Source organism: Campylobacter sp. CFSAN122748, from assembly GCF_045277125.1.
GTDB lineage: Bacteria > Campylobacterota > Campylobacteria > Campylobacterales > Campylobacteraceae > Campylobacter_D > Campylobacter_D jejuni.
Genome location: NZ_CP116953.1, coordinates 264,212 through 286,948, shown reverse-complemented (window position 1 = coordinate 286,948; position 22,737 = coordinate 264,212). Strand labels below are relative to the sequence as shown.

General features: G+C 29.0%; 24 protein-coding genes and 1 pseudogene. 9 read left to right on the top strand and 16 right to left on the bottom strand.

Going from position 1 to position 22,737, the window contains the following annotated elements; translation table 11 throughout:
- The 6 genes from clpX to OT390_RS01515 form a co-directional block, all read right to left on the bottom strand.
- A complete protein-coding gene (gene clpX / locus OT390_RS01540) occupies positions 1 to 1,224 on the bottom strand; it encodes an ATP-dependent Clp protease ATP-binding subunit ClpX (RefSeq protein WP_002864582.1) in 1,224 nt (407 codons plus the stop codon).
- Positions 1,217 to 2,008, bottom strand: a complete 792-nt coding sequence (gene lpxA, locus OT390_RS01535) for an acyl-ACP--UDP-N-acetylglucosamine O-acyltransferase (protein WP_052797881.1) — start codon at positions 2,006 to 2,008, stop codon at positions 1,217 to 1,219. The genes clpX and lpxA overlap by 8 nt, the downstream gene beginning before the upstream one ends.
- On the bottom strand, positions 2,008 to 2,448 hold the full coding sequence (gene fabZ, locus OT390_RS01530) for a 3-hydroxyacyl-ACP dehydratase FabZ (RefSeq protein ID WP_002851782.1): 441 nt from the start codon (positions 2,446 to 2,448) through the stop codon (positions 2,008 to 2,010). Before fabZ ends, lpxA begins: the two co-directional genes overlap by 1 nt.
- A gap of 94 nt (positions 2,449 to 2,542) precedes the next feature.
- Complete coding sequence (locus OT390_RS01525; RefSeq protein WP_052800338.1) at positions 2,543 to 3,634, bottom strand: epoxyqueuosine reductase QueH; 1,092 nt, start codon at positions 3,632 to 3,634, stop codon at positions 2,543 to 2,545.
- A complete protein-coding gene (bcp, locus tag OT390_RS01520; RefSeq protein WP_002873457.1) occupies positions 3,634 to 4,089 on the bottom strand; it encodes a thioredoxin-dependent thiol peroxidase in 456 nt (151 codons plus the stop codon). Before bcp ends, OT390_RS01525 begins: the two co-directional genes overlap by 1 nt.
- Positions 4,086 to 4,292: a 4-oxalocrotonate tautomerase family protein gene (locus OT390_RS01515; protein WP_002860331.1), complete on the bottom strand. Its 207-nt coding sequence runs from the start codon at positions 4,290 to 4,292 to the stop codon at positions 4,086 to 4,088. Before OT390_RS01515 ends, bcp begins: the two co-directional genes overlap by 4 nt.
- Positions 4,293 to 4,468: 176 nt before the next feature.
- Here OT390_RS01515 and ilvE point away from each other — a divergent pair, with 176 nt between their 5' ends.
- From ilvE to OT390_RS01485, 6 genes are all read left to right on the top strand, one after another.
- A complete protein-coding gene (gene ilvE / locus OT390_RS01510; protein ID WP_002826902.1) occupies positions 4,469 to 5,383 on the top strand; it encodes a branched-chain-amino-acid transaminase in 915 nt (304 codons plus the stop codon).
- 11 nt (positions 5,384 to 5,394) lie between these two features.
- Positions 5,395 to 6,483: a prohibitin family protein gene (locus OT390_RS01505; protein ID WP_254414096.1), complete on the top strand. Its 1,089-nt coding sequence runs from the start codon at positions 5,395 to 5,397 to the stop codon at positions 6,481 to 6,483.
- A 12-nt stretch (positions 6,484 to 6,495) separates the two neighbouring features.
- A complete protein-coding gene (locus OT390_RS01500) occupies positions 6,496 to 7,026 on the top strand; it encodes a DUF2393 domain-containing protein (RefSeq protein ID WP_002867732.1) in 531 nt (176 codons plus the stop codon).
- Positions 7,026 to 7,535, top strand: a complete 510-nt coding sequence (locus tag OT390_RS01495) for a DUF2393 family protein (RefSeq protein ID WP_002867731.1) — start codon at positions 7,026 to 7,028, stop codon at positions 7,533 to 7,535. Before OT390_RS01500 ends, OT390_RS01495 begins: the two co-directional genes overlap by 1 nt.
- A 200-nt stretch (positions 7,536 to 7,735) precedes the next feature.
- On the top strand, positions 7,736 to 9,715 hold the full coding sequence (locus OT390_RS01490) for a methyl-accepting chemotaxis protein (protein WP_052816913.1): 1,980 nt from the start codon (positions 7,736 to 7,738) through the stop codon (positions 9,713 to 9,715).
- Between the two features lie 80 nt (positions 9,716 to 9,795).
- A complete protein-coding gene (locus OT390_RS01485) occupies positions 9,796 to 10,506 on the top strand; it encodes a class I SAM-dependent methyltransferase (RefSeq protein WP_002867805.1) in 711 nt (236 codons plus the stop codon).
- A 5-nt stretch (positions 10,507 to 10,511) separates the two neighbouring features.
- Here the strand turns inward: OT390_RS01485 and OT390_RS01480 are convergent, their stop codons facing one another.
- The 5 genes and pseudogenes from OT390_RS01480 to eptC form a co-directional block, all read right to left on the bottom strand.
- Positions 10,512 to 13,664 carry a type ISP restriction/modification enzyme gene (locus tag OT390_RS01480; RefSeq protein ID WP_394535981.1) on the bottom strand — a complete coding sequence of 1,051 codons (3,153 nt, stop codon included), beginning with the start codon at positions 13,662 to 13,664 and terminating at the stop codon, positions 10,512 to 10,514.
- Between the two features lie 9 nt (positions 13,665 to 13,673).
- Positions 13,674 to 14,669, bottom strand: a complete 996-nt coding sequence (gene pyrC, locus OT390_RS01475; protein WP_002891976.1) for a dihydroorotase — start codon at positions 14,667 to 14,669, stop codon at positions 13,674 to 13,676.
- Positions 14,661 to 14,905 (bottom strand): annotated as a pseudogene (locus tag OT390_RS01470) (replication/maintenance protein RepL); the annotation flags it as partial. The gene pyrC and the pseudogene OT390_RS01470, both read right to left, overlap by 9 nt.
- Positions 14,902 to 15,258 carry a diacylglycerol kinase gene (locus OT390_RS01465; protein ID WP_002859416.1) on the bottom strand — a complete coding sequence of 119 codons (357 nt, stop codon included), beginning with the start codon at positions 15,256 to 15,258 and terminating at the stop codon, positions 14,902 to 14,904. The pseudogene OT390_RS01470 and the gene OT390_RS01465, both read right to left, overlap by 4 nt.
- Entirely contained in the window at positions 15,255 to 16,793 is a 1,539-nt protein-coding gene (gene eptC, locus OT390_RS01460; protein WP_002874076.1) for a lipid A/FlgG phosphoethanolamine transferase EptC, read from the bottom strand. Before eptC ends, OT390_RS01465 begins: the two co-directional genes overlap by 4 nt.
- A gap of 117 nt (positions 16,794 to 16,910) precedes the next feature.
- On the opposite strand from eptC, the gene OT390_RS01455 reads away from it, so the two are divergent.
- Complete coding sequence (locus OT390_RS01455) at positions 16,911 to 17,669, top strand: exodeoxyribonuclease III (protein ID WP_002851821.1); 759 nt, start codon at positions 16,911 to 16,913, stop codon at positions 17,667 to 17,669.
- Positions 17,670 to 17,687: 18 nt separating this feature from the next.
- Here the strand turns inward: OT390_RS01455 and OT390_RS01450 are convergent, their stop codons facing one another.
- From OT390_RS01450 to moaC, 3 genes are read right to left on the bottom strand one after another with little or no spacing between them, the layout of a single operon-like run.
- Positions 17,688 to 18,848 (bottom strand): hypothetical protein, encoded by a 1,161-nt coding sequence (locus OT390_RS01450; protein ID WP_002859413.1) that lies wholly within the window; start codon positions 18,846 to 18,848, stop codon positions 17,688 to 17,690.
- Complete coding sequence (locus OT390_RS01445) at positions 18,838 to 19,101, bottom strand: DUF493 family protein (protein ID WP_002867797.1); 264 nt, start codon at positions 19,099 to 19,101, stop codon at positions 18,838 to 18,840. Before OT390_RS01445 ends, OT390_RS01450 begins: the two co-directional genes overlap by 11 nt.
- Complete coding sequence (gene moaC / locus OT390_RS01440) at positions 19,079 to 19,552, bottom strand: cyclic pyranopterin monophosphate synthase MoaC (protein WP_002865819.1); 474 nt, start codon at positions 19,550 to 19,552, stop codon at positions 19,079 to 19,081. The genes OT390_RS01445 and moaC overlap by 23 nt, the downstream gene beginning before the upstream one ends.
- A gap of 92 nt (positions 19,553 to 19,644) precedes the next feature.
- Between moaC and OT390_RS01435 the strand changes: the two genes are divergently transcribed.
- Together OT390_RS01435 and OT390_RS01430 are read left to right on the top strand one after the other, a co-directional pair.
- A complete protein-coding gene (locus tag OT390_RS01435; protein ID WP_002865818.1) occupies positions 19,645 to 19,821 on the top strand; it encodes a highly acidic protein in 177 nt (58 codons plus the stop codon).
- Positions 19,805 to 21,115: an MFS transporter gene (locus tag OT390_RS01430; RefSeq protein WP_394535982.1), complete on the top strand. Its 1,311-nt coding sequence runs from the start codon at positions 19,805 to 19,807 to the stop codon at positions 21,113 to 21,115. Before OT390_RS01435 ends, OT390_RS01430 begins: the two co-directional genes overlap by 17 nt.
- Here OT390_RS01430 and cheQ read toward each other — a convergent pair.
- Both cheQ and cheP read right to left on the bottom strand, forming a co-directional pair.
- Positions 21,084 to 21,563, bottom strand: coding sequence for a cheVAW transcriptional regulator CheQ (gene cheQ, locus OT390_RS01425; protein WP_002854628.1), 480 nt, complete (start codon positions 21,561 to 21,563; stop codon positions 21,084 to 21,086). The two genes, OT390_RS01430 and cheQ, sit on opposite strands and share 32 nt — an antisense overlap.
- A 27-nt stretch (positions 21,564 to 21,590) precedes the next feature.
- On the bottom strand, positions 21,591 to 22,448 hold the full coding sequence (gene cheP / locus OT390_RS01420) for a cheVAW transcriptional regulator CheP (RefSeq protein ID WP_002860614.1): 858 nt from the start codon (positions 22,446 to 22,448) through the stop codon (positions 21,591 to 21,593).
- Positions 22,449 to 22,737 lie beyond the last annotated feature (289 nt).

The window sequence follows — 22,737 nt, the reverse complement described above, 5'->3', positions numbered from 1 at the left end:
TTAACTTATTTTTCTTTTTATTAATAATGCCTTTGCATTGTCTTTAACAACTTCTTTGGTTATTACAATATCATAGTCTTTATACTCTGGTAACTCAAACATTAAATCTACCATCATTTCTTCTATAATACTTCTAAGCCCCCTAGCCCCTGTTTTTCTCTCCAATGCAAGTTGTGCGATAGCTCTTAGAGCATCTTCTTCAAATTTTAAATTTACCCCATCAATAGCAAAAAGCTTTTGATATTGCTTAATAATGGCATTTTTAGGTTCAGTTAAAATTCTTACCATATCTTCTTCATTAAGCTCATTTAAAGATGCAATCACATGCAAACGACCTATAAGCTCAGGAATCAAACCAAAATGCACCAAATCATCAGGTTCAATTTTCTCAAGTAAAGCTTTATTTTCTTCTTTTGCATCATCAAAAAAACCTACAACTTTATCTCCAAGTTTTCTTTTTAAGATAGTTTCCAAACCATCAAAAGCTCCACCACAAACAAATAAAATATTTGAAGTGTCAATTTGTATAAACTCTTGATTTGGATGTTTTCTCCCCCCCTTTGGTGGAATATTTACCAAACTTCCTTCGATAATCTTAAGTAAAGCTTGTTGCACACCCTCTCCACTTACATCACGAGTAATAGAACGATTTTCACTCATTCTGGCAATTTTATCAATCTCATCAATAAAAACTATACCTTTTTGAGCTCTTTGCACATCTCCATCTGCAGCTTGTAAAAGACGTGTTAAAATATTTTCTACATCCTCACCTACATATCCTGCTTCAGTTAAAGAAGTTGCATCACAAATTGCTATAGGTACATCTAAAAATTTAGCTAAAGTTTGCGCCAATAAAGTTTTTCCACTTCCTGTTGGCCCAACAAGTAAAATATTTGACTTAAAAAGCTCTGTATCATCATCTTGAAGTTCAGCTTTAAAAAGTCTTTTATAATGATTGTATACTCCAACACTAAAAACTTTTTTAGCTCTATCTTGTCCTATGACATAACGATCTAAATAAGCTTTTAATTCTTTTGGAGTGATATCTTTAAATTCTGTATTATGACTTTGTTTAGGTTCTTTAAATTCTTTTTCTTCTCCATAAATAATACTATAAGCACCTTCAACGCAATATTCACAAATAAAAGCATCATCATTTTCATTTGCTAAAATTCTTCTTTGTGGATTCTCCACTTCATTGCAAAAACTACATTTTCTAGGCATTATTTTTACCCCTATAGACAGGAATTCCACGCTTTGTTTCTAATATAAAATGGCACATTTTTTTAACATTTTCACTTTCTTGATTTTCAAGCAAATTTTTAGCATTTTCTTTTAAATCTCCTTGTCTAAATAAAGTTTTAAAAGCTCTACTAAGTCTATCTACTTCATCTTTATCAAAACGACGACGAGTACCTACTAAATTTAAACTTCTAATACTTGCACGATTTCCTTCTGCTAAACAAAACGGTACTATATCCTGAGAAAGTGCACTTGCTCCTGCTATCATACAACCCTCACCTACTTTGACAAATTGATGAATAGGTGTAAGCCCGCCTACAACCGTAAAATCTCCAAGCTCTACATGTCCTGCCAAAGTTGCATTATTAGCTAAAATAATATTATTACCTAAAAGACAATCATGAGCAATATGACAATAAGCCATAATAAAAGCATTATCGCCTATACGAGTAAAACCATCTCCTTTAGCTGTACCTGAATTTATCGTTGCAAATTCTCTAATAGTTGCATTTTTTCCTATAACAACACCGCTTTTTTGCTCTTCTTTATAAGATATGTCCTGAGGAATATCGCCTACTATAGCATAAGAAAATACACGAGAATGATCACCTATAGTTGTATCTGAAAGAATTCGAGCACCTTGTTTGATGACAACATCATTACCTATTTTAGCATCTTTGCTTACATAGGCATAAGCTTCTACTACAACATCGTCACCAAGTTGTGCACCCTCTTCAATCACCGCACTTGGATGAATTTTTTTCATTATTTATCCACTATCATAGCTTTAAGCTCGGCCTCTGCAACTAAATTTCCATCTACAAAAGCTTGCCCTTTAAAAATCCACATATTACCACGATTTTTAACCACGCTCATTTCATAATCAAGCCTATCTCCAGGACGCACAGGATTTCTAAATTTTGCTCCATCTATGCCTGTGAAATAAACTACTTTACTTTTTGGATCCACTTTATCTTCCATACTTTCAAAAGCTAAAACTCCACCTGTTTGAGCCATACCTTCTAAAATCAAAACTCCAGGATAAATAGGATGCCCTGGAAAATGTCCCATAAAAACATGGTCACTTATACTGATGTTTTTATATCCTCGAACCACTTCTTTAACTTTTAATTCTGTAATTTTATCTACTAGTAAAAAAGGATAACGGTGTGGTAAGATTTCTTGAATTTGCATTACATCTATCATTATTAAATTAACCTTGAAAACAATTAAAAATTTTATTATATAAAAAAATCATTAAAAATTACATTAACAAAAAAAGTTTTTCTTAATAAATTTCTTAAATTTCTACAAGCACCTCTTGATTATCATGATAAATTTCACTTTTTGCTATCACTTCATATCTTGAAGGTAAAATATTTTCAAGGATGATAATAGGGCTAAGATTATAAGTTCCAAACAATTTATTGCGCCATTTAATTTCTGCTTGCACACTCAAAGGTCTTTTTAAAAAATCTTCAAAATTTTTCCATTTGTTTTTAAAAAATGTATTAAAACGCCAAAATTCCACAAAAACCATTTCATCTTTAGTACTTCTATAAAAACCTTCTTTTAAATTCTGTTTTAAGCTTTCTTCATTTAAAGAAAATCTTGTATAAGCGTTTTTAAAATGCGAATAAAATAAAATATGAGATTTAACAGGCTTTTTATCTAATTTTATCGAAGCACTTAAAAGACGATAATTTAAAAATTTCTCTCTTAAAATTTCAAATTTTATACCTTTTTTTTCCCATAAAACTACTTTTTTATAAAGGGCTATTCTTGCTTCTATACTTGCAGGTAAAATTTGCTTATTTACAGGAGACATTAATTCATCAATAAAATTCTTATCTTGTTTTTGTTTTTTAAGTCCATAAATACAACCACAATAATTTTGATGATAGAGCATTTCTTTTTTTGCTAAAGCAAACTGCCTTTGAGTGCCGCCATTTTTACGAAAATCAGGAGCTAAAAACTCTACCCCATAAGGCTCACATTCTTTTTGTAAAGCATTTTTTAACTGTTCTAAATCTTTTTTAGGGCTGGTTAAAAGCGTAGTAGTAAGCTTTTTTTCTCCTATTTTAGCAGCAAATTTAACACTAGATCCCATTCTTACATCAAAGCAAATTTCACACCTTGCACCTTTTTCAGGCTCATCTTCATAACCACGCACAGCATTAAGCCATTTTTCATACTCATACTCACCTTTATAAAGCTTGATGCCAAGTTTATCACAAGATCTTTTTACATCTAAAAATCTTAGTTCGTATTCGCTTAAAGGATGGATATTTGGATCATAAAAATATCCTATGATTTTTTCATTAGGATAAGTTTTTCTAAGTTCTTCAATAAAATAATGACTATCCACACTGCAACAAATATGCACCAACATTAAAGACTTTCAAGCACTTTTAAAGCATGATCTTTTACACGAACATTACTATAAATTTGAGCAATCCTACCTATTTCATCAATAACAAAAGTAGAGCGAATAAGACCTTCGTATTCTTTTCCGTAATTTTTTTTAAGCCCCCAAGCTCCATAAGCTTTAGCAACTTCTTTTTCACTATCGCTAAGTAAAATATGTTTTAAATCAAATTTAGAGATAAATTTTTCATGACTTGCCACGCTATCAGGACTGATACCAATAATCACTGCATTTTTACCACCAAATTTATCATAATTTAAACTAAAATCACAAGCCTCTGTAGTGCAACCTGGGGTATTATCTTTTGGATAAAAATACAAAATCACCTTTTTGCCAATAAAATCTTTTAATGCTATTTTTACCCCATCTTGATTTAAAAGCTCAAACTGAGGCGCTTTATCTCCTATGTTTAAACTCATTTACTTGCCTTTGCTTTAATAGCTTCAACGCTTTCTCCGCCAAAGCCTATGTCATAATTTTCTACATCTTCTAAAACCACCACAACTCTTTCTTTACTTTTATTATATTTCGTGCTTAAAAGTTTGGTAATATCAGCTATAAGTTCTGCTTTTTGCTCCTTGCTTAAAGACGGCTTTGCTAATTTAATATTTACCAATGGCATAATTTCTCCTTTTTTAACGATAATTTTTCATAATTATTTCAAAAAATACCTAATATTTTTTTTAACAAAAAACCTTAATTTAATAAAAGCTTATTGTTAGTATATTTTTGATAAAATCCCGATTTATTCTTAAAATAATATTTTTTAAGAAATAAACAACTATAAAAGGTAAAAAAATGATCTCAGCAGATAAAATTTGGATGGATGGAAAATTAGTTGATTTTAAAGATGCAACTTTGCACTTTTTAACCCATTCTTTGCATTATGGCAATGCTGTTTTTGAAGGAACTAGAGCCTATAAAACAGATAAAGGCTTGGCAATTTTCAGACTTGAAGATCACACCAAAAGACTTTTAGAGTCTGCAAAAATTACTCTTTTAAATTGTCCTTTTTCCCAAAAAGAGCTTGAAAATGCACAAATTGAACTCTTAAAAGCAAACAACTTTAAAAGCAATGTCTATATCCGCCCTTTGATTTTCTTAGGCGATGGAGTTATGGGACTTTATCATATAAAAGCTCCTGTAAGAGTTGGAATTGCAGCTTGGGAATGGGGTGCTTACCTTGGAGAAGAAGGTTTAGAAAAAGGCATAAAAGTAAAAATTTCGTCTTTTGCAAGAAATAGTGTTAAGTCATGCATGGGAAAAGCTAAAGCAAGTGCAAATTATCTTAACTCTCAAATTGCAAAATTTGAAGCTATTGAAGCAGGCTATGAAGAAGCTTTAATGCTTGATGAAGAAGGTTTTATCGCAGAAGGAACAGGAGAATGTTTCTTTATTGTAAAAGACGGGGTTTTAATCACACCTCCAAATGATTTTTCTTTAAAAAGCATTACTCAAAATACAGTGCTTAAAATAGCTCATGATCTTGGTATCACTGTGCTTCGCCAAAGAATTTCAAGAGATGAAGTTTATACTGCTGATGAAGCATTTTTTACCGGAACAGCCGCTGAAATCACACCTATTAACAACATTGATGCAAGAATAATAGGAAATGGTTTAAGAGGACCTGTAACCAAAAAACTTCAAGATGCTTATTTTAATGTAGTTTATGGACGCAATGAAAAATACGCATCTATGCTAACTTATATTTAAAAAGGAAATAAATGCCAGCTGATTTAAATGATTATTTCAATAAAAAAAATAGAAATTCTAACAATAACGGAAACAACAACCGTCAAAATTTCAATTTCAAAGCACCAGAATTTAATTTTAAAGGTTTTGGAAAATTCTCTCCATTTATTTATGGGGTGATTATTATTATCTTATTTTTAATCGTTGCAAAACCTTTTATGGTGATAAATTCTGGGGAAATGGGGATTAAATCAACAACAGGTAAATATGACCCAAATCCATTAGAACCAGGACTTCACTTTTTCTTACCTTTTGTACAAAAAATAACCATAATCGATACTAGAGTAAGACAAATCAACTATGCTTCTATAGAGGGAAGTAATGAAAATTTATCTTCAGGTTCAGGTGTTATTAATAAAAATAGTATTTCTGTGCTTGACTCTCGTGGATTGCCTGTATCTATTGATGTTACAGTACAATACCGCTTAAATCCTCTGCAAGTTCCTCAAACTATAGCTACTTGGAGCTTAAATTGGGAAAATAAAATTATCGATCCAGTTGTTCGTGATGTAGTGCGAAGTGTTGTAGGAAAATATACAGCCGAAGAACTTCCTACTAATCGTAATACAATAGCCACTCAAATAGAAGAAGGTATAAGAAAAACCATAGAAGCCCAACCAAACGAACCTGTAGAACTTCGCGCTGTACAACTTAGAGAAATTATTTTACCTTCAAAAGTAAAAGAACAAATCGAACGCGTGCAAATTGCAAAACAAGAGGCTGAAAGAACTAAATATGAAGTAGAAAGAGCTAATCAAGAAGCCTTAAAAAAAGCTGCTTTAGCTGAAGGGGAAGCAAATGCAACCATAATCAGCGCCAAAGGTAAAGCTATGGCTGTTAAGATAGAAGCAGATGCACAAGCTTATTCTAATAAAGAAATCGCAAACAGCTTAAACACCCCTTTGCTAAATTTAAAACAAATTGAAACTCAAAAAGAATTTAATGAAGCCTTAAAAGTCAATCAAGATGCTAAAATTTTCTTAACTCCAGGTGGAGCAGTGCCAAACATTTGGGTTGATACCAAAGATGCTAAAAAGCAAAGTTCTGCCAACATAAACTAAAAGGATACGCAAGTGGAGAAACTAAGAGAAATTGTGCTTTTTTACACTACTCATTTATATTTAGTAGATTATATGCTGATTTTATTAGTTTTTTTTCTCTTCACTTGTGTTTTACTTCTTTGCGTATTTTTACGCCATAGACCTATAGCAGCACTTTTTATTATTGCATTTGATATTATTATTTGTTTTTTAGTTTATATCTATGGGTATAAACTAATAGACAATGAAGTAAGAACTCGAAAAATCGCTATTACAGATCAAAAAATGATACAAAGCTCAAATGATTTAATTGTTGATTTTAACATTACAAATAATTCAAAAAATAATTTTAAAGAATGTAAAATTACAGCTAAAATTTTTGCAGATAAAATACCTAATGATAATATCATAGAAGAATATAAAAAGAAATTTATCCCTTTTAGACAAAAAAGTAGAGAAATTAAAGATCTAAAGAAAAACGCAACCCAATTTCAAAGAATTGCTTTTGAAAATTTTAACTATGAAAATAACTATACCATACGCTTAGTTTCGGAGTGTTTTTAATGCATTTTACAATTTTTCATATTATAGTTTTTATCATTTTACTTATTTGCTTTGCCTTGATTTGTATTTTAATCTTTCTAAAAGTCAAACAAAAAGAAATGGCTTTGATTTCTTATACCATAGCTACTATTTTTACCGCACTTTTGATATATTCTATTTTTCTGACAATCAATCAATTCACCACTCAAGCCGATCTTAGCAAACTAACCTATACAAGAGATCTAAGACATGAAAGCGTTATAGTAAATGGAAAAGTTCAAAATCTTACTAAATTTGAAATCAAAAAATGCTATTTGATACTTAGCATATTAAACCAACAACAAGTAGGAGGTGAAATTTTCAATGATAAAAATATCCGTAACGCTAAAATGCAAAATACAAGTGTTTCTTATACTATAGAAATCATAGACACACTCCCGGGTAATACCTATAAAGAATTTAGAGCTAGCGTTCCTTTTCCTCCAACTTTTAATAATCCTGAATTTTATCACACCTTAAAATGTATTTGATATTGTTAAATAGTTTTAAAACATCTATAAAAAATAATTTTATATTAATTTTATTTTTTTTGATATACTAACGAGCTTTATTTAAATAAAATTTTTTATTACTTTTATATTTAAGTAAAAATCTAGATTTTTTAATTTATAATTCTAAAACTTTATGTAGATATCTCTATAAAATAATATTAGAAAGGAGCGCTTAAATTATGAAAAGTGTAAAATTGAAGGTTTCACTGATTGCAAATTTAATCGCAGTAGTGTGTTTGATAATTTTAGGTGTTGTAACATTTATATTTGTAAAGCAAGCAATTTTTCATGAAGTTGTGAATGCTGAAATAAATTATGTTAAAACGGCTAAAAATTCTATAGAGTCTTTTAAGGCAAGAAATTCTTTAGCTCTTGAAAGTTTAGCTAAAAGTATTTTAAAGCATCCTATAGAACAGTTAGATAGTCAAGATGCTTTAATGCATTATGTTGGAAAAGATTTAAAGAATTTTAGAGATGCTGGAAGATTCTTAGCAGTTTATATTGCTCAACCAAATGGCGAACTTGTTGTAAGCGATCCAGACTCTGATGCTAAAAATTTAGATTTTGGAACTTATGGAAAAGCTGATAATTATGATGCTAGAACAAGAGAGTATTATATAGAAGCAGTTAAAACAAATAAACTTTATATTACCCCATCTTATATTGATGTAACTACAAATTTACCTTGCTTTACATATTCTATTCCGCTTTATAAAGATGGTAAATTTATAGGGGTTTTGGCTGTAGATATTCTTGCGGCAGATTTGCAAGCTGAATTTGAAAATTTACCAGGTAGAACTTTTGTATTTGATGAAGAAAATAAAGTATTTGTTTCTACAGACAAAACTCTTTTGCAACAAGGTTATGATATTAGTACTATTGCAAATCTTGCTAAAACTAAAGAGGATCTTGAACCTTTTGAGTATACTAGACCAAAAGATGGTAATGAAAGATTTGCTGTATGCACAAAGGTTTCTGGAATTTATACTGCTTGCGTTGGAGAGCCAATAGAACAAATAGAAGCTCCAGTTTATAAAATTGCATTTATACAAACTGTGATTGTTGTTTTTGCAAGCATTCTTAGCATCATCCTCCTTTATTTCATCGTATCAAAATACCTCTCCCCACTTGCAGCTATCCAAACAGGTTTAACTTCATTCTTTGATTTTATCAACTATAAAACAAAAAATGTTTCTACTATAGAAGTAAAAAGCAATGATGAATTTGGACAAATCTCAAATGCTATCAATGAAAACATTCTTGCTACTAAAAGAGGCTTAGAACAAGACAATCAAGCCGTTAAAGAATCAGTTCAAACCGTATCAGTTGTAGAAGGTGGTAATTTAACAGCAAGAATTACTGCTAATCCAAGAAACCCACAACTTATTGAACTTAAAAATGTTCTAAATAAACTTCTTGATGTTTTACAAGCTAGAGTAGGTTCTGATATGAATGCTATTCATAAAATTTTTGAAGAATACAAAAGCTTAGACTTTAGAAATAAATTAGAAAATGCTAGCGGTAGTGTAGAATTAACTACTAATGCTTTAGGTGATGAAATAGTTAAAATGCTAAAACAAAGTTCAGACTTTGCTAATGCTTTAGCTAATGAAAGTGGAAAATTACAAACTGCTGTTCAAAGCTTAACCACTTCTTCAAATTCTCAAGCTCAATCTTTAGAAGAAACTGCAGCAGCTTTAGAAGAGATCACTTCTTCTATGCAAAATGTTTCAGTTAAAACTAGTGATGTTATCACTCAATCTGAAGAGATTAAAAATGTTACAGGTATTATAGGTGATATTGCAGATCAAATCAATCTTTTAGCTTTAAATGCAGCTATTGAAGCAGCTCGTGCTGGAGAACATGGTAGAGGCTTTGCAGTGGTAGCTGATGAAGTTAGAAAGTTAGCTGAAAGAACTCAAAAGTCTTTATCAGAAATTGAAGCTAATACTAATTTACTTGTTCAATCTATCAATGATATGGCAGAAAGTATTAAAGAACAAACTGCAGGTATCACTCAAATCAATGATAGCGTAGCTCAAATTGATCAAACTACTAAAGATAATGTTGAAATTGCTAATGAATCAGCTATTATTTCTAGTACAGTAAGTGATATAGCTAATAATATCTTAGAAGATGTTAAGAAGAAAAGGTTTTAATTAATCATTCAAGCCCTTTCTTTGGGCTTGAATTTTAAAAATTTATGCTATGATTTTATATATTTTATCAAGGAAAATATATGAATTTATGGGATAAAAAGGCCAAAACTTACGCAAGATATCAAAACACTTTAAACACCATACAAAAGCAAACTTTTGAATATTTACAAAATTTAAATATTTCTTTTCAAAATAAAAGCATTATAGATATAGGATGTGGAACTGGGGTTTGGACTTTACACTTAGCTAAAGAAGCTAAAGAAATTTTAGCTCTAGATAGTGCAAATGTTATGCTTGAAATTTTACAAGAAAATGCAAAAACTCATACCATATCAAATGTAAAAACCCTGAATTTAGACTTTGAAAGCTTTTATAAAAATAATAACGCAAAATTTGACTTAGCCTTTTTAAGTATGTCTCCTGCTTTACAAAATGAAAAAGACTATAAAGCTTTTTTAAACTTAGCTTCTAAAAAAGTGTATTTAGGCTGGGCAAGTAGGCGTAAAAGTAGCTTTTTAGATCCTATATTTGAGCATTTTAACACTCATTTTAAAGGTTTTTATGAAAGTGATTTGCAAGGTTTTTTAAATACACAAAATATCCCTTATGAGTGTGAAATTTTTAACGAAACTAGAGTGGTAAAAAGAGACAAACAAAGTGCGATAGAAAATGCTTTGTGGCATTTAAGTATGAATGGTATTAATACAAACAAACAAGAGTTAGAAAGCTTTGTAAAAGATGAAGTAGAAGAGATTATAGAAGCTAAGATAAAACTTTTAATCATTAGCTAGTTATACTAGCTAAGATTGATTTTTGAAATTTCATCTTGAATTTTTAAAGTTTCATCTAAAGTTTGTATGATCAAGGTAAAATACTTATGATCTATGTCTTCTTCTTTGTGGCTTTTTAGGTATTTATCTAGCACAGCATAGCCGCCTATTTTAAACTCATAAATTTCAGGACTTACTTTATTAAAATACAAACTTTCGTTTATGAAAAGTTCTTTTACGTCTTTGTTGTATTTGATTTTTTGTATTTTGAAATTTTTATTTTTAATGTCTTTAAACAAGGCTTCACCTACATTAAAATCTAACTCATCATTTTTTAATAAATGTAAATTTACAAGTTTTAAGCCTAGTTTGCTTAAATTTTTAAAAGTATTTTTATCTTTTGTAAAAGGAATTTTTGGAAAATCAATTTTTAAAAAATCAAGATATTTTTCTCTATAAATTTTATGAAAAAGCACCGCATAAATATAGCCTAGTATGTCTTCTGGTGAGAATTTTTCTTTATAAAGCTCATCTATGAAAGTTCTAAAGCTTTCTTTGAAATTTTCTATTTTTGAGGTGAAATTTTCTTCGTTAAAATTTGGATTTTCTTTTTTTAGGAATTTTTTACTTCTAGTTGTAGGATAAAGATAAAGTGGAGAAACATAGCTATTTGCTCCGACTAAATGTTTATCTATAACTTTTGAGCTTATAAATAAATTTGAAATTTCTTTTAGATTAGTGCCTCTATCATAAATCAAACCTATGTTTTCATACCCCAAAAAATGTTCCATTATGTCAATTCTTGGTCTTTCCACTTTTTTTATATCATAATAAATTTTTTGCGTATCAAAAGGTTTATATGCTATTTCTTTGATGTATTTTTTATCAAATTCATTATAAAAATTATAAACTTGTTGTTCTAATTTTTTATTATTCGTTGAGATTAATATAGCATCCTTAGAGCTTGCAATTCCTACGCTTGAAAGCATAAAAATATCTTTTACGCTTATGCCCTTGTTGTATTCTTCTAATAAATCATTATTTTGTGGTAAGAAAAGATAAAAAGGCTCGTTGTTTTTTACCAAAGTCCATTTTATAGAATTTAAGTCATTTTCATATAAAAATTCGTATTTATCCTTTCTTTTGCCGTATAAATCATGATAATAAATGTTTGTATTTTTAGCTTTTGAATTTTGTTTTATAAAGATATTTATGCTCACACCTTGCATGATATCAAAGACATTATCATCTTTGCTTCCATCAGGAGCTTTTTCTTTTTTTCTAGTATCGCCGTGTAAATTAAGTATATAAATTTTATCAAAGCTTTGCATTAAAGAATATCTCATACCTCTAAAGGTAGGATTATCTAAAAAGCTATTATTTGAAATAAAAGCAAAAATTCCGCTTTCTTGAGAGTCGATTTTACTTTGGGCAAAGCGTATGAATTTTACATAGTCATCAAGCATTACTTTTGGATTTTTTTCATTTTCTAGTTTGTGTTTTTCATATATGGCTTTAAAAGTACTTGTGTTTTGTTTGGATTTTTCTTTAAAATACGAGCTTATCCACTTTTTTTGTTCATTATTAAGATTTGCTTTGCTTGGTTCTAAACCATAGCTTATTTTGATCTCATCTTCGTATAAGCCTTTGTTGCTACTTGCTCCACTATAAGGCGGATTGCCTGTGATGATTAGAATTTGTTCTTCTTTTATTTTTTGTGCTTTTTTGAATTCTTTTGTTAGATCAATGAGAGTAAAAAGCGTGTTTTGATCATTTTGTTCTTTGGATATGCTTTTAGAATATAAAGTATTTGTTAGTGCTATTTTAAGACTTTCATCATCGTTTAATGGAGAGTTAAATTCTTCTTTAAAACTTTGAGAAATTTTTAAATGTGCTATGGTGTAAGGGGCTATTAAAAATTCAAAACCACAAAATTTGTCTATCAAAGCTTTTGGATTGTAATTAACGCTATTTTTGCTTATAGGTTCTAAAGCTTTTCTAAAAGCTTCAAGTAAAAAGGTGCCAGTGCCTGTGGCAAAATCAAGTAAGGTTATATTTTTATCTAAAGCTTCACTTAATCCTTTTTTGTGATTGAAATCTTGTTTTAAAGCTTCATCTATGGCATTTATGATGAAAATTACTACAGGCGCAGGAGTATAATATACTCCCCTTACTTCTCTAAGCTTTGGATCATAACTTGCTAAAAATGTTTCATAAAAGTGCAAATAAGGATCTTTGTGAGTAGATAAAATAGTAGGACGATTAAATAAGTCTTTCTCGCCTGTTTTGTTTAATTCTTTAATAATGCTTGTAATGTCTATGTGATTTATAATGTTTATGATTTCTTCTAAAAGCCATTTTATATTTTCTAAATTTTCAAAACTATCATCTAAAAATCCACTCATAGAACGGATTAATGGAAATGATTTTGGTATGAATTTTTTAGCATTGTTTAGATCTATTTCTTTTGCGGTATCGTTATTTAATTTTGCTAAGAATAAGCTATAAGTTAAAGTTTGTGCAAAAGAATCGCAAAATTCTTCATAGGATAATTCTTTATAAAGTGTTTCTTTGAAGGTGTTAAATAAACTTAATAAAGTTTCATTTTTGCTTGATAATAAAAGCTCATCTTTTAAAATTCTTGTTCTTAGGCTTAGATGGTTTGCAAAATCTAAAGCTGAATTTATGGGATTTGGGATTTTAGAAAAAAATATGCTAAAAAGTTCGTTTAACTCTTGTGTTTTAGTATCTAGCAAAGATTGATTTTTAACAATGCTTTTAATCTCATCAAGAGAGCAAATTTTTACTTCTTTACAAATGATAATTTCATTTTTATCATTTAAACTTAATAATATAAATCTTAAATAATCTGTGAGAATGATATTTGGGCTTAATTTTGTGTATTTTAAAATTTGATCACTTGTTATGATGTTATCAAGATTTGCATTTACTCTTTTGTTTTCTATGTAACCTAGTGTTAAAAAATCTTTTGTAATCAAAAAATCCGGAGCACCTCTACCTTCTTTGTCGTTATTTGGTTCTTGTTTGATAGAGATTTTATTTTGCTTGTCTTGATTATCTTTTATAGCTTGCAATAAATTTTGCAAAGCTGTTCTATGTGTGTGTTCTTTATCGTTTGTAGAAATATCTTTTATGTTTTCTAGATAAGCTTTTAGCATTAATTTCCTTTAATTTGCGACTTTGAAATTTAAAGTTTTCCCTGCCATAAATGGCACTACATCGCCGTATTTTTGCGCTACTTGCCATTCTTGTTTTTCTAAGATGACGATTTTATCTTTTTCAAATTTAAGATTATGGATTTTGCAAGCATTATCTGAAATAAATTTTTGTAAATTTGTTTCATTTGAATGTTTTTCAAAAAGTTCAACTAATACAGGTAAAATCACCGGTGCGCTAAAAACTCCAGCCGCACAACCACAACATTCTTTAGTGTGCAATGGATGAGGCGCGCTATCGCTTCCAAACATAGCCTTTTCATAGCCACTAAAAGCAAGCTCACATAAAGCGTCTTTATCTTCATAGCGTTTTGCAATAGGCTTGCAAAATAAATGCGGATCCATTTTACCACCCACTACATCATCAAGCGTTATCATTAAATGATGCAAAGTGATAGTTGCGTATAAATTTTCATAATCTTTTAATAAATCACACAAAACCTTAGTGGTAATATGCTCCATTACAATTTTTAATTTTGGAAAGTTTTTAGCTAATTTTTCATATATTTTGGCAAAATTTGCTTCTCTATCCATGACAAAATCATTGGTTTCTCCATGCACAAGTAAGGGTATGTTTAATTCGCTCATAGTAATTAATGTAGGTTTTAACTTTTCTATATCAAAACTTGAAATTCCATTATCTGAGTTGGTAGTGATACCTGCAGGATAAAGTTTGATAGCAAAAAGCTCGTCTTTAGCTTTTTCTAAAAATTGCTCATCATAGTCTTTGAAAAATAAAGTCATCAAAGGCGTAAAATCTTCATTTTTACATGCTTTTAAAATGCGTTCTTTATAAGCTTTTAATACATCTATTTCAGTAAGCGGGGTGATTAAATTTGGCATGATAACCCCTGCCTTAAAGTCTTTTGCACTAAAAGGAGCTACAAGCGCAAGCATACTTTCATCGCGTAAATGTAAATGCGTATCCAAAGGGTTTTTAAGTTTCATTTTATCTCCTATATTTTTAGCTGATAAAATCCATTTTTAAGACGCTTAAAAAGCTTTTTTTCTTCTAAAAATTTAAAAGTAGCGATGATAGTGGGCTTGCTTTGGTTTAATTTTTCTTCAAGCTCACTGATTTTAATCATAATAAAACCATTTTCATCGGCATTTTCGCATAAAAATTTTAACAATTCAAAACGCTTTTTTCCCAAAATTTCTTGTATTAATTTTTCAAATTTCATAAGTAAATGCTATATAAAATAAAACTCCAAACAAAAAGAGCTAAAAGCACACTAAAAAACACTGCCGTACTCGCACAATCTTTAGCAATTTTTGCCTTTTCATGCCATTCATTTGTAATCAAATCAACACAAGCTTCAATAGCCGAATTTAAAGCCTCTATAATTAAAATAAGCATTAAAACACTTACCAATAATAAATGCTCCAAAAAACTAACTTTTAAGAAAAAACTAAAAACTATCGCAGGGATAATAATACAAAGTTCAATTCTAAACGCCATTTCATTTTTAAATAAAGCAAAAATCCCTTCTAAAGCATATCTTGCATTATTTAAAAAATGATATTTAGGCTTCATGGATTTGCCTTAAGTTTAGGATTTAATAAATCATATTCTGGCTCATAAACACTTGTTTTTACATCAAAATATCCTAAAAGAGTACTAAAAAGATTATCTTGAGAAAGTTTTAAACCTTTATGCTCTTTAGCTAAATTCATTAATTTTTCATCATTGCTCCAAAAAATAGCAGGAATACGGGTTTGATAACTTGGCGCTATAGCATAAGGCATACCATGAAGATAAATACCATTTTCACCCAAACTTTCACCATGATCTGAAAGATAAAACAAAGAACTTTCATAATCTTTTTGCTCTTTTAATAGTTTTATAATCTCACTTAAAAGATAGTCTGTATAAAGCAAAGTATTATCATAAGTGTTGATTAAAGCCTCGCTATCACATTTTGAAAGTTCATTAGTATCACAAGTTGGAGTAAATTTTTTAAATTCACTTGGATAGCGTTTATAATAAGTTGGCCCATGGGAACCTTGCAAATGAAGAACTATTATATTTTGATCACTTAAATGATTTAATTTTTCTTTAAAAGGGGCGAGTAAATTTTCATCCAAATCACTAGAAAGCTTTTGCTTATAAGCTAATCTATCACAAACCCCTTTACAACCACCAGAATTATTATCAAACCATGCAGTATCTACACCTGTTTTATAAAGCACATCCATCGCATTTTCTTGAAATTCTGAACTTGAATAATTTTCACGCTTAGAAATAGAAAACATACAAGGTAAACTTACCGCTGTTGCTGTTCCACATGATGAAAAATTATCAAAAAACACTACATTATCTTTTTTGGTATAAAAATTGGTATCATTTTTAGCATATCCACCCAAAGAGTAATTTGCCGCTCTAGCGGTTTCACCCACTACCAAAACTAAAAGTTTTTTAGTGTGATTGTTTTCTCTATAAGCATCATTAGCTATAGTTTTAAATTCTGGCTTAGCTTTTACAAAACGAACATAATAGCGATATACGGCATAAATTTGATAAAAAGGAGTATTATACATTCTTATTTCATTATAGTTTCTAAAAAAAGGCAAGAAAGTTTTACTTAAAGGGATTAAAACCGCACAAACAACAATCAAACCTGATATTATATTGATAATTTTAATTTTTAGATGGGATTTAAAACTACCATAATAATCAATTTTTACTTTAACAACATAAAAAACTAACAATAAAGCCAAAACAACAAATAAGATTAATTTTAAATTTAACAAATCTTTTACTTCTTTGATATCTGTTTGAACAACATTTTGTATCATATCAGAATCTATAAGCACCCCATAAAAACTAATAAAGTAAACACTTAAAAAAGATGATATTATAAATAATATAGAAAAAAATTTAGTAAAAAACTTTATAAAAAGCAAAGAGCAAATCACGTGAACAAGGGCAAAATAGGCCACAATAAAAACAAAAGTTATAAACCAGTTTTGTGTATTTTTTTCATACACAAAATAAAATAAATTAAAATTCAACAATACAATCATCAAAGAATTAAAAAAAGTAAACTGAAGCCAAGTTAATCTAAGCATATAAATCCCACCTCCAAATTTAAGCTTTTAATTTTATTGAATTTTTTTAAATGGATTGTAGTTTTAAATCTTTTTATGTTATGATTTACACTTTTAATGAAAATTTTAAGGAAAATAATGAAACTACTTTCATGGAATGTCAATGGCTTAAGAGCTATTTGTGATAAAAATGCACTTGATTGGATAGCACAAGAACAAATTGATTTTATAGGTTTTCAAGAAATCAAAGCACATGAAGATAAATTTCCTAAAAAAATTTATGAATATCCTTTTAAACACATGTATTTTAATTCTGCTAAAAGAGCGGGGTATTCTGGGGTAATGAGTCTTTGTAATTTTAATAGCGAAGTAAAAAAATGCGAATTTTTTGATGATGAAGAAGGTAGGGTTTTAGAACACCGCTTTAAAAATATTGCACTTTTTAATATCTATTTTCCAAATGGTCAAAAAGATGAAGAGCGTTTAAATTTTAAGATGCAATTTTATGCAGATTTTTTAGTGTATTTGGATAAGCTTTTAAAGGATGGATTTGAAATTATCATTTGCGGTGATGTCAATACCGCTCATAAAGAAATCGATCTTACTCATCCAAAAGCCAATGCCAACACTTCAGGTTTTTTACCTATAGAAAGAGCTTGGATTGATGATTTGCTAAAGCTTGGTTTTATAGATACTTTTAGAGAAATTAATGGTGAAATCAAAGAAAAATACTCGTGGTGGAGCTATAGAATGAAAGCAAGAGAAAGAAATGTAGGCTGGAGGATTGATTATTTTTTCATTTCAAAGGGTTTAAAAGATAAACTTAAAAACGCTTTCATAAGAGATGATATTTTTGGCTCTGATCACGCACCTGTAGGTATAGAAATAGATATTTAATATCCCAAAAATGGGATATTATTTTTTAACGAATTTTTTTGCTTTTTCCCAAAGTCTTACACCGAGCTTTTTAGCTTTTTTGGAATTTAAATCTTTGTATTTTTCACTAGCAATTTTTTCTAATTCAAAAATTTCTTGTTTAAAACGATTTAATTTTCTTTGAGTAAGTTTGTTAAAATCATTAATCTTTGGATTTTTCTTAATATCATTTAAAACTAATATTAGTTGCTCTCTGCTTTCACCTGCAAGACGTCTAAATTTAGCAAAAAGATTATCAAGTTCATGTTCTAGCAAATTCTCAACTATACTCTTACAAGGATCATTTTGTAATTGAATCTCTTTTTTTAAAAGAGCAATAAAATCATCTTCTATACCTATTAGTTCTTTGCTTTTTAAACTAACATCTTCTTCAAAATTTGCATAAGTTAATGAAGCTTTAAATTTTTCCATTGCCAAAACAATACCATCCCTTGTGCCTTTAATCACTCCTAAACAAAGATCTTTTGCATAAGCCATAGATTCATTAGCTATTTCAAAAGCGGTATTTAAAATAATACTTGAAATTTTTAAAATTCTTTCTTTTTCAAAATGAGCTTCACAAATGGCATTATATACGAGATTTTTAGCTATTTCACTACTTGTAAGTTCTATATCTTCAGCCTTTTCTAATGTAGTTAAAAAAGCACTTTCAGCGGTTTCTTTTAAAATTCCAAGCATTTCTATATCAAATAAAATAGCATCATTTAAACCACCACTAAATTCATCACAAAAAGAACATTCTTGTAAAATATTCTCGAATTCAAAAAAATTATCGCTGATTTGATTTTTAATCAAATTCTTTTGATTTTCAATCTGTTTGTTTAATAATTCAGCTTCGCTAATATACCCATAAAGTGAATTTTGAGCATCTACAATACTCGCCTTAACCAAAGCTTTGATAACCTTTGTAACATTTTCATCATCAAAAAAATCAAGTTTTTTCAAAATAGTTAAAAATTCAACCAAAAGAGAATTTAAAACTTTTTTTGTTTCATGAGGATTATGTGAAATTTGCTTATACGCAAGATTAAAACTCAAGTCTTCAAGTAAATCACTTGCTTCATCTTTACCGAGATTTGATAAAGAATTTTCAAAAATAATTAAAGTATTTTTCATTTTTCCTTCTTTCTTAAAGTACAAATTTTGCTTTAGCTTTTAATTTATCAAATATATCCAAACGATCTTTTTTGCTATCAACATAAACATTTAACAAATAACTTTGATATTTTCCACTCGCACTTGAATTCGAATGTTCAAATTTATATTCTCTTTGACCTAAAATTTCTTCAAAAATTTCACTTGCCTTAATATGCACCTCAAAAATCACCTTATAATCCCAAAAAGTAGGATAATTGATCTGAGGTTCTTTTTTAAGATCGCACAAATTTACCACTTTTACCTCCTTCTTTGCTTTCAAGCACTATATCCGTAATTCTCATTGATTTATCTATAGCCTTGATCATATCATATATAGTTAAAAGTCCTATACTAACTCCACTTAAAGCTTCCATTTCAACACCTGTTTTACCTTCACACTTAACTGTTACAATAAGCTTAAATGCACATTCTTTAACAAATTCCACAATATTAGTTTCAACTTTAGAAAGCATCAAAGGATGGCACATAGGAATAATTTCACTTGTTTTTTTAGCCCCCATTATGGCCGCAATAATAGCTGTTTGAAGAACAGGACCTTTTTTTGCGGTATTGTTTTTAATTACATCAAAAGCTTCTTGACTCATATATATCATACCACTAGCTGTGGCTATTCTTGAAGTAATATTTTTATCGCTTACATCTACCATTTTAGGATGATTTTTTTCATCTAAATGACTTAATTTCATAAATTCACCTTTTAAAAAATTATAAAAATTATAGCAAAACCAAACAAATTTAAGATAAAATAAGCTTTGTATTTTTATTTAAGGAGAAAACAATGGCTTATGAAGATGAAGAAGATTTAAATTACGATGATTATGAAAATGAAGATGAAGAATATACACAAAATCACCATAAAAATTATAATTATGATGATGATGATTATGAATACGATGATGATAACAATGATGATGATTTTTATGAGATGGAGATTAAGAATGAACAAAACCCTTAACCAAAAAGATATAAAAGTTTTAGGACTTTCATCATTAGGTGGAACTTTAGAATTTTATGATTTTATTATTTTTGTATTTTTTGCAAATTATATTTCAACAAACTTTTTTCCAAAAGATTTAAGTAGTTTTTGGCAAATGTTTAATACTTATGGAATATTTGCAGCTGGATATTTAGCGCGTCCCTTAGGGGGTGTGATACTGGCACATTTTGGAGATAAATTTGGACGCAAAAGAATGTTTATGATTAGTATTTTGTTAATGGTTATTCCAACTTTTACTCTAGCTTTTATTCCAAATTATGAAAGCATAGGTTTTCTTTGCATTGTATTTTTAGTTTTTATACGCATTTGTCAAGGTATAGCTATAGGCGGGGAACTCCCTGGAGCTTGGGTTTTTGTATACGAACACGCACCACAAGGTCAAAAAAGAACTTATTTGGGAATTTTAACCGCTTCGGTTGTAGGTGGAATTTTATTAGGTAGTTTAGTTTTTTTAATTATGAATAAAATTTATACCCAAGAAGAACTTCATGAATGGGCTTGGAGAATTCCATTCTTTTTAGGTGGAATTTTTGGGATTATTTCTGCTTATTTGAGAAAATTTTTAAGAGAAACTCCTGTTTTTGAACAAATGAAAAAAGACAAGGCTTTAGAAAAATTTCCTTTAAAAGAAGTGTTTAAAAAAGCTAAAATGGGAATTGTTCTTTCTATGATGATTACTTGGGTTTTGACAGGTTGTATTGTTGTAATGATTTTACTTATGCCTAGTTATATGGCAAAAATACTTCAAATTAATACTTCTATACAAACCTATCTTCAAATAGGTGGAATTTTGCTTATTTGCCTAGGGTGTATTATAAGTGGAATTTTAGCGGATAAAATAGGCGTTATTAAATCTTGTGTATTTTTTAGTGTTTTTTTTGGAATTGCAAGCTTGCTTTATTTTAATACTTTATATAGACAAAATGCTGATTTTAACCTAGTAGCTTGCTTATATTTACTTGTATGTTTTTTTAGCGGAGTGATGAATTTTTGCCCTTTAATAATGAGTGAAGTATTTGATGCAAAAATTAAATTTTCAGGACTTTCTTTTTCATATAATATTGCTTATGCTATAGCTGGAGGTTTAACTCCGCAACTTGCTTTTTTCTTGCATAGTTTTGCCTTAAATAATTTAAGTAATTTTTGGCGTTTTTCTTTGGGAATTTATGTTTTCTTTTTGGCTATTATAGCTTTGCTATGTGCATTTATTTTTTCTTATCTTAATAATACCCAACGCACATACTCTCAGTGATTTTAATACGCTTTTCAAAAGGAGCTGGGCTAAAAAAATGGCATTTTTCTATATAAATATGCTGATGATAATTTAGCCCTAAAAAATCATAAAATTTTTTTAGATTAACAAATTTAATCCCACAAATCTCCTTAAGCTCTAAAAGTTTGTAAATAGAAGAATTATTTTTTTCCACCAAATGAGAGGGGGCTAATCCAGTAAAAGAACAAAAAGCACTTGCCAATACAAAACCATTTAAACCACTACATTGCCTTAAAGCTTGCTGATGTTTTTCTAAAATGCAATTTCTATGCAAAAATATAATTCTTGTTCCTTGATATCTACCTATTTCTACATTTTTCCAAAATTTATAAGCATTTTTTGAAATTCCAGCAAAACGATGAAATTCAGCGTTTAAAATATAGTGATCTAAAAATTCATTAGGAGGTAAGATTAAACTTTTCATCACTACAATTTAGAGCCTTAAAAAGGCTCTTTAATCTTCTTTGTTTAAATTTTCCTTAGCTTTGTTAGGAAGCTTAGATAAAAGATTGTTTAAATCAAAATTAATTCCTTGAGTTTTTGCCTCTTTAAGTAAAGCAACTGCAGCTTTTGCGTTAAATGGAGAAGAGCCATCATGCGGAGCAAAAAGATGATCTGTTATTGCTAAAGCATAAGCGGATTTTTTCACTTTTTCGCGAGCAGCATGAGGAGTGCGAACAAAACATATACTTTCAATCAAAACATCATCAAAATTCCAACGATGTAACAAAAATCCCAAGAAAGAAATATGATCTACGCCTAAAAATTCATTCTCCGCTAAAGCAAGATTTTCACTTTTATTTAAAAAAGCTAAAAAATCCTTATCCTTATGATTTTGTATAAGAAAATTTGAAAAAATAACAATACCAAGCCTTAAAAGCATTGCACAAGGAACTAAAAGATGAGAAAGTTTTTTATCTTCATCATTAAGCCAATTTGCGATAAAAGTTGCCTCTTCATTGCACGTTTTTAAAAAATTTTGAGTATTTAAACCATAAGGTGAAACGTCTATTTTAAAATTATCTCTAATGGAGTCAGCCATAACTATATTGATGATATTACCAACGCCTAATAAAGTAATCACTTGATTTATGGTTGTAATTTCTCTTGTAAAACCATAATAAGGAGAATTTGCTAATTGCAAAAGCTTAGCCGTCATCAACGGATCGCTTGAAATGATTTCAGCAACTTTCATAGTTTCTATATTTGAATTAGCCTCGCTCACATATTTTCTTAACTTACTTACAGTATCAGGTAAAGGTGGCAATACTTCAACGCTTTTTAATAAAAGCTCATTCATATCTCCAATCATATTTAATTTATCCTTAATTAATATTATTATAATTTGCAATTATATCTAAATTTTAATTTACTTATTGCATTTTTTATGACTTAAGGTATAATAAAAATTACAAATAAATGCCGAATTTATGGTGTCTTGATTTAGTTAACTAGTAATTAAAAAATAGTTTTAATGGAGTTAAATTGATGTTTTTTTAATTTTAAAAATAAAAGCTCAACAAAAAAAGAAGAAGTAAAAAAGTTTTAGAAGCTCCATATCTTCAATAAAATGAACTTGAAGAAAAATTAAAAAAAATAAA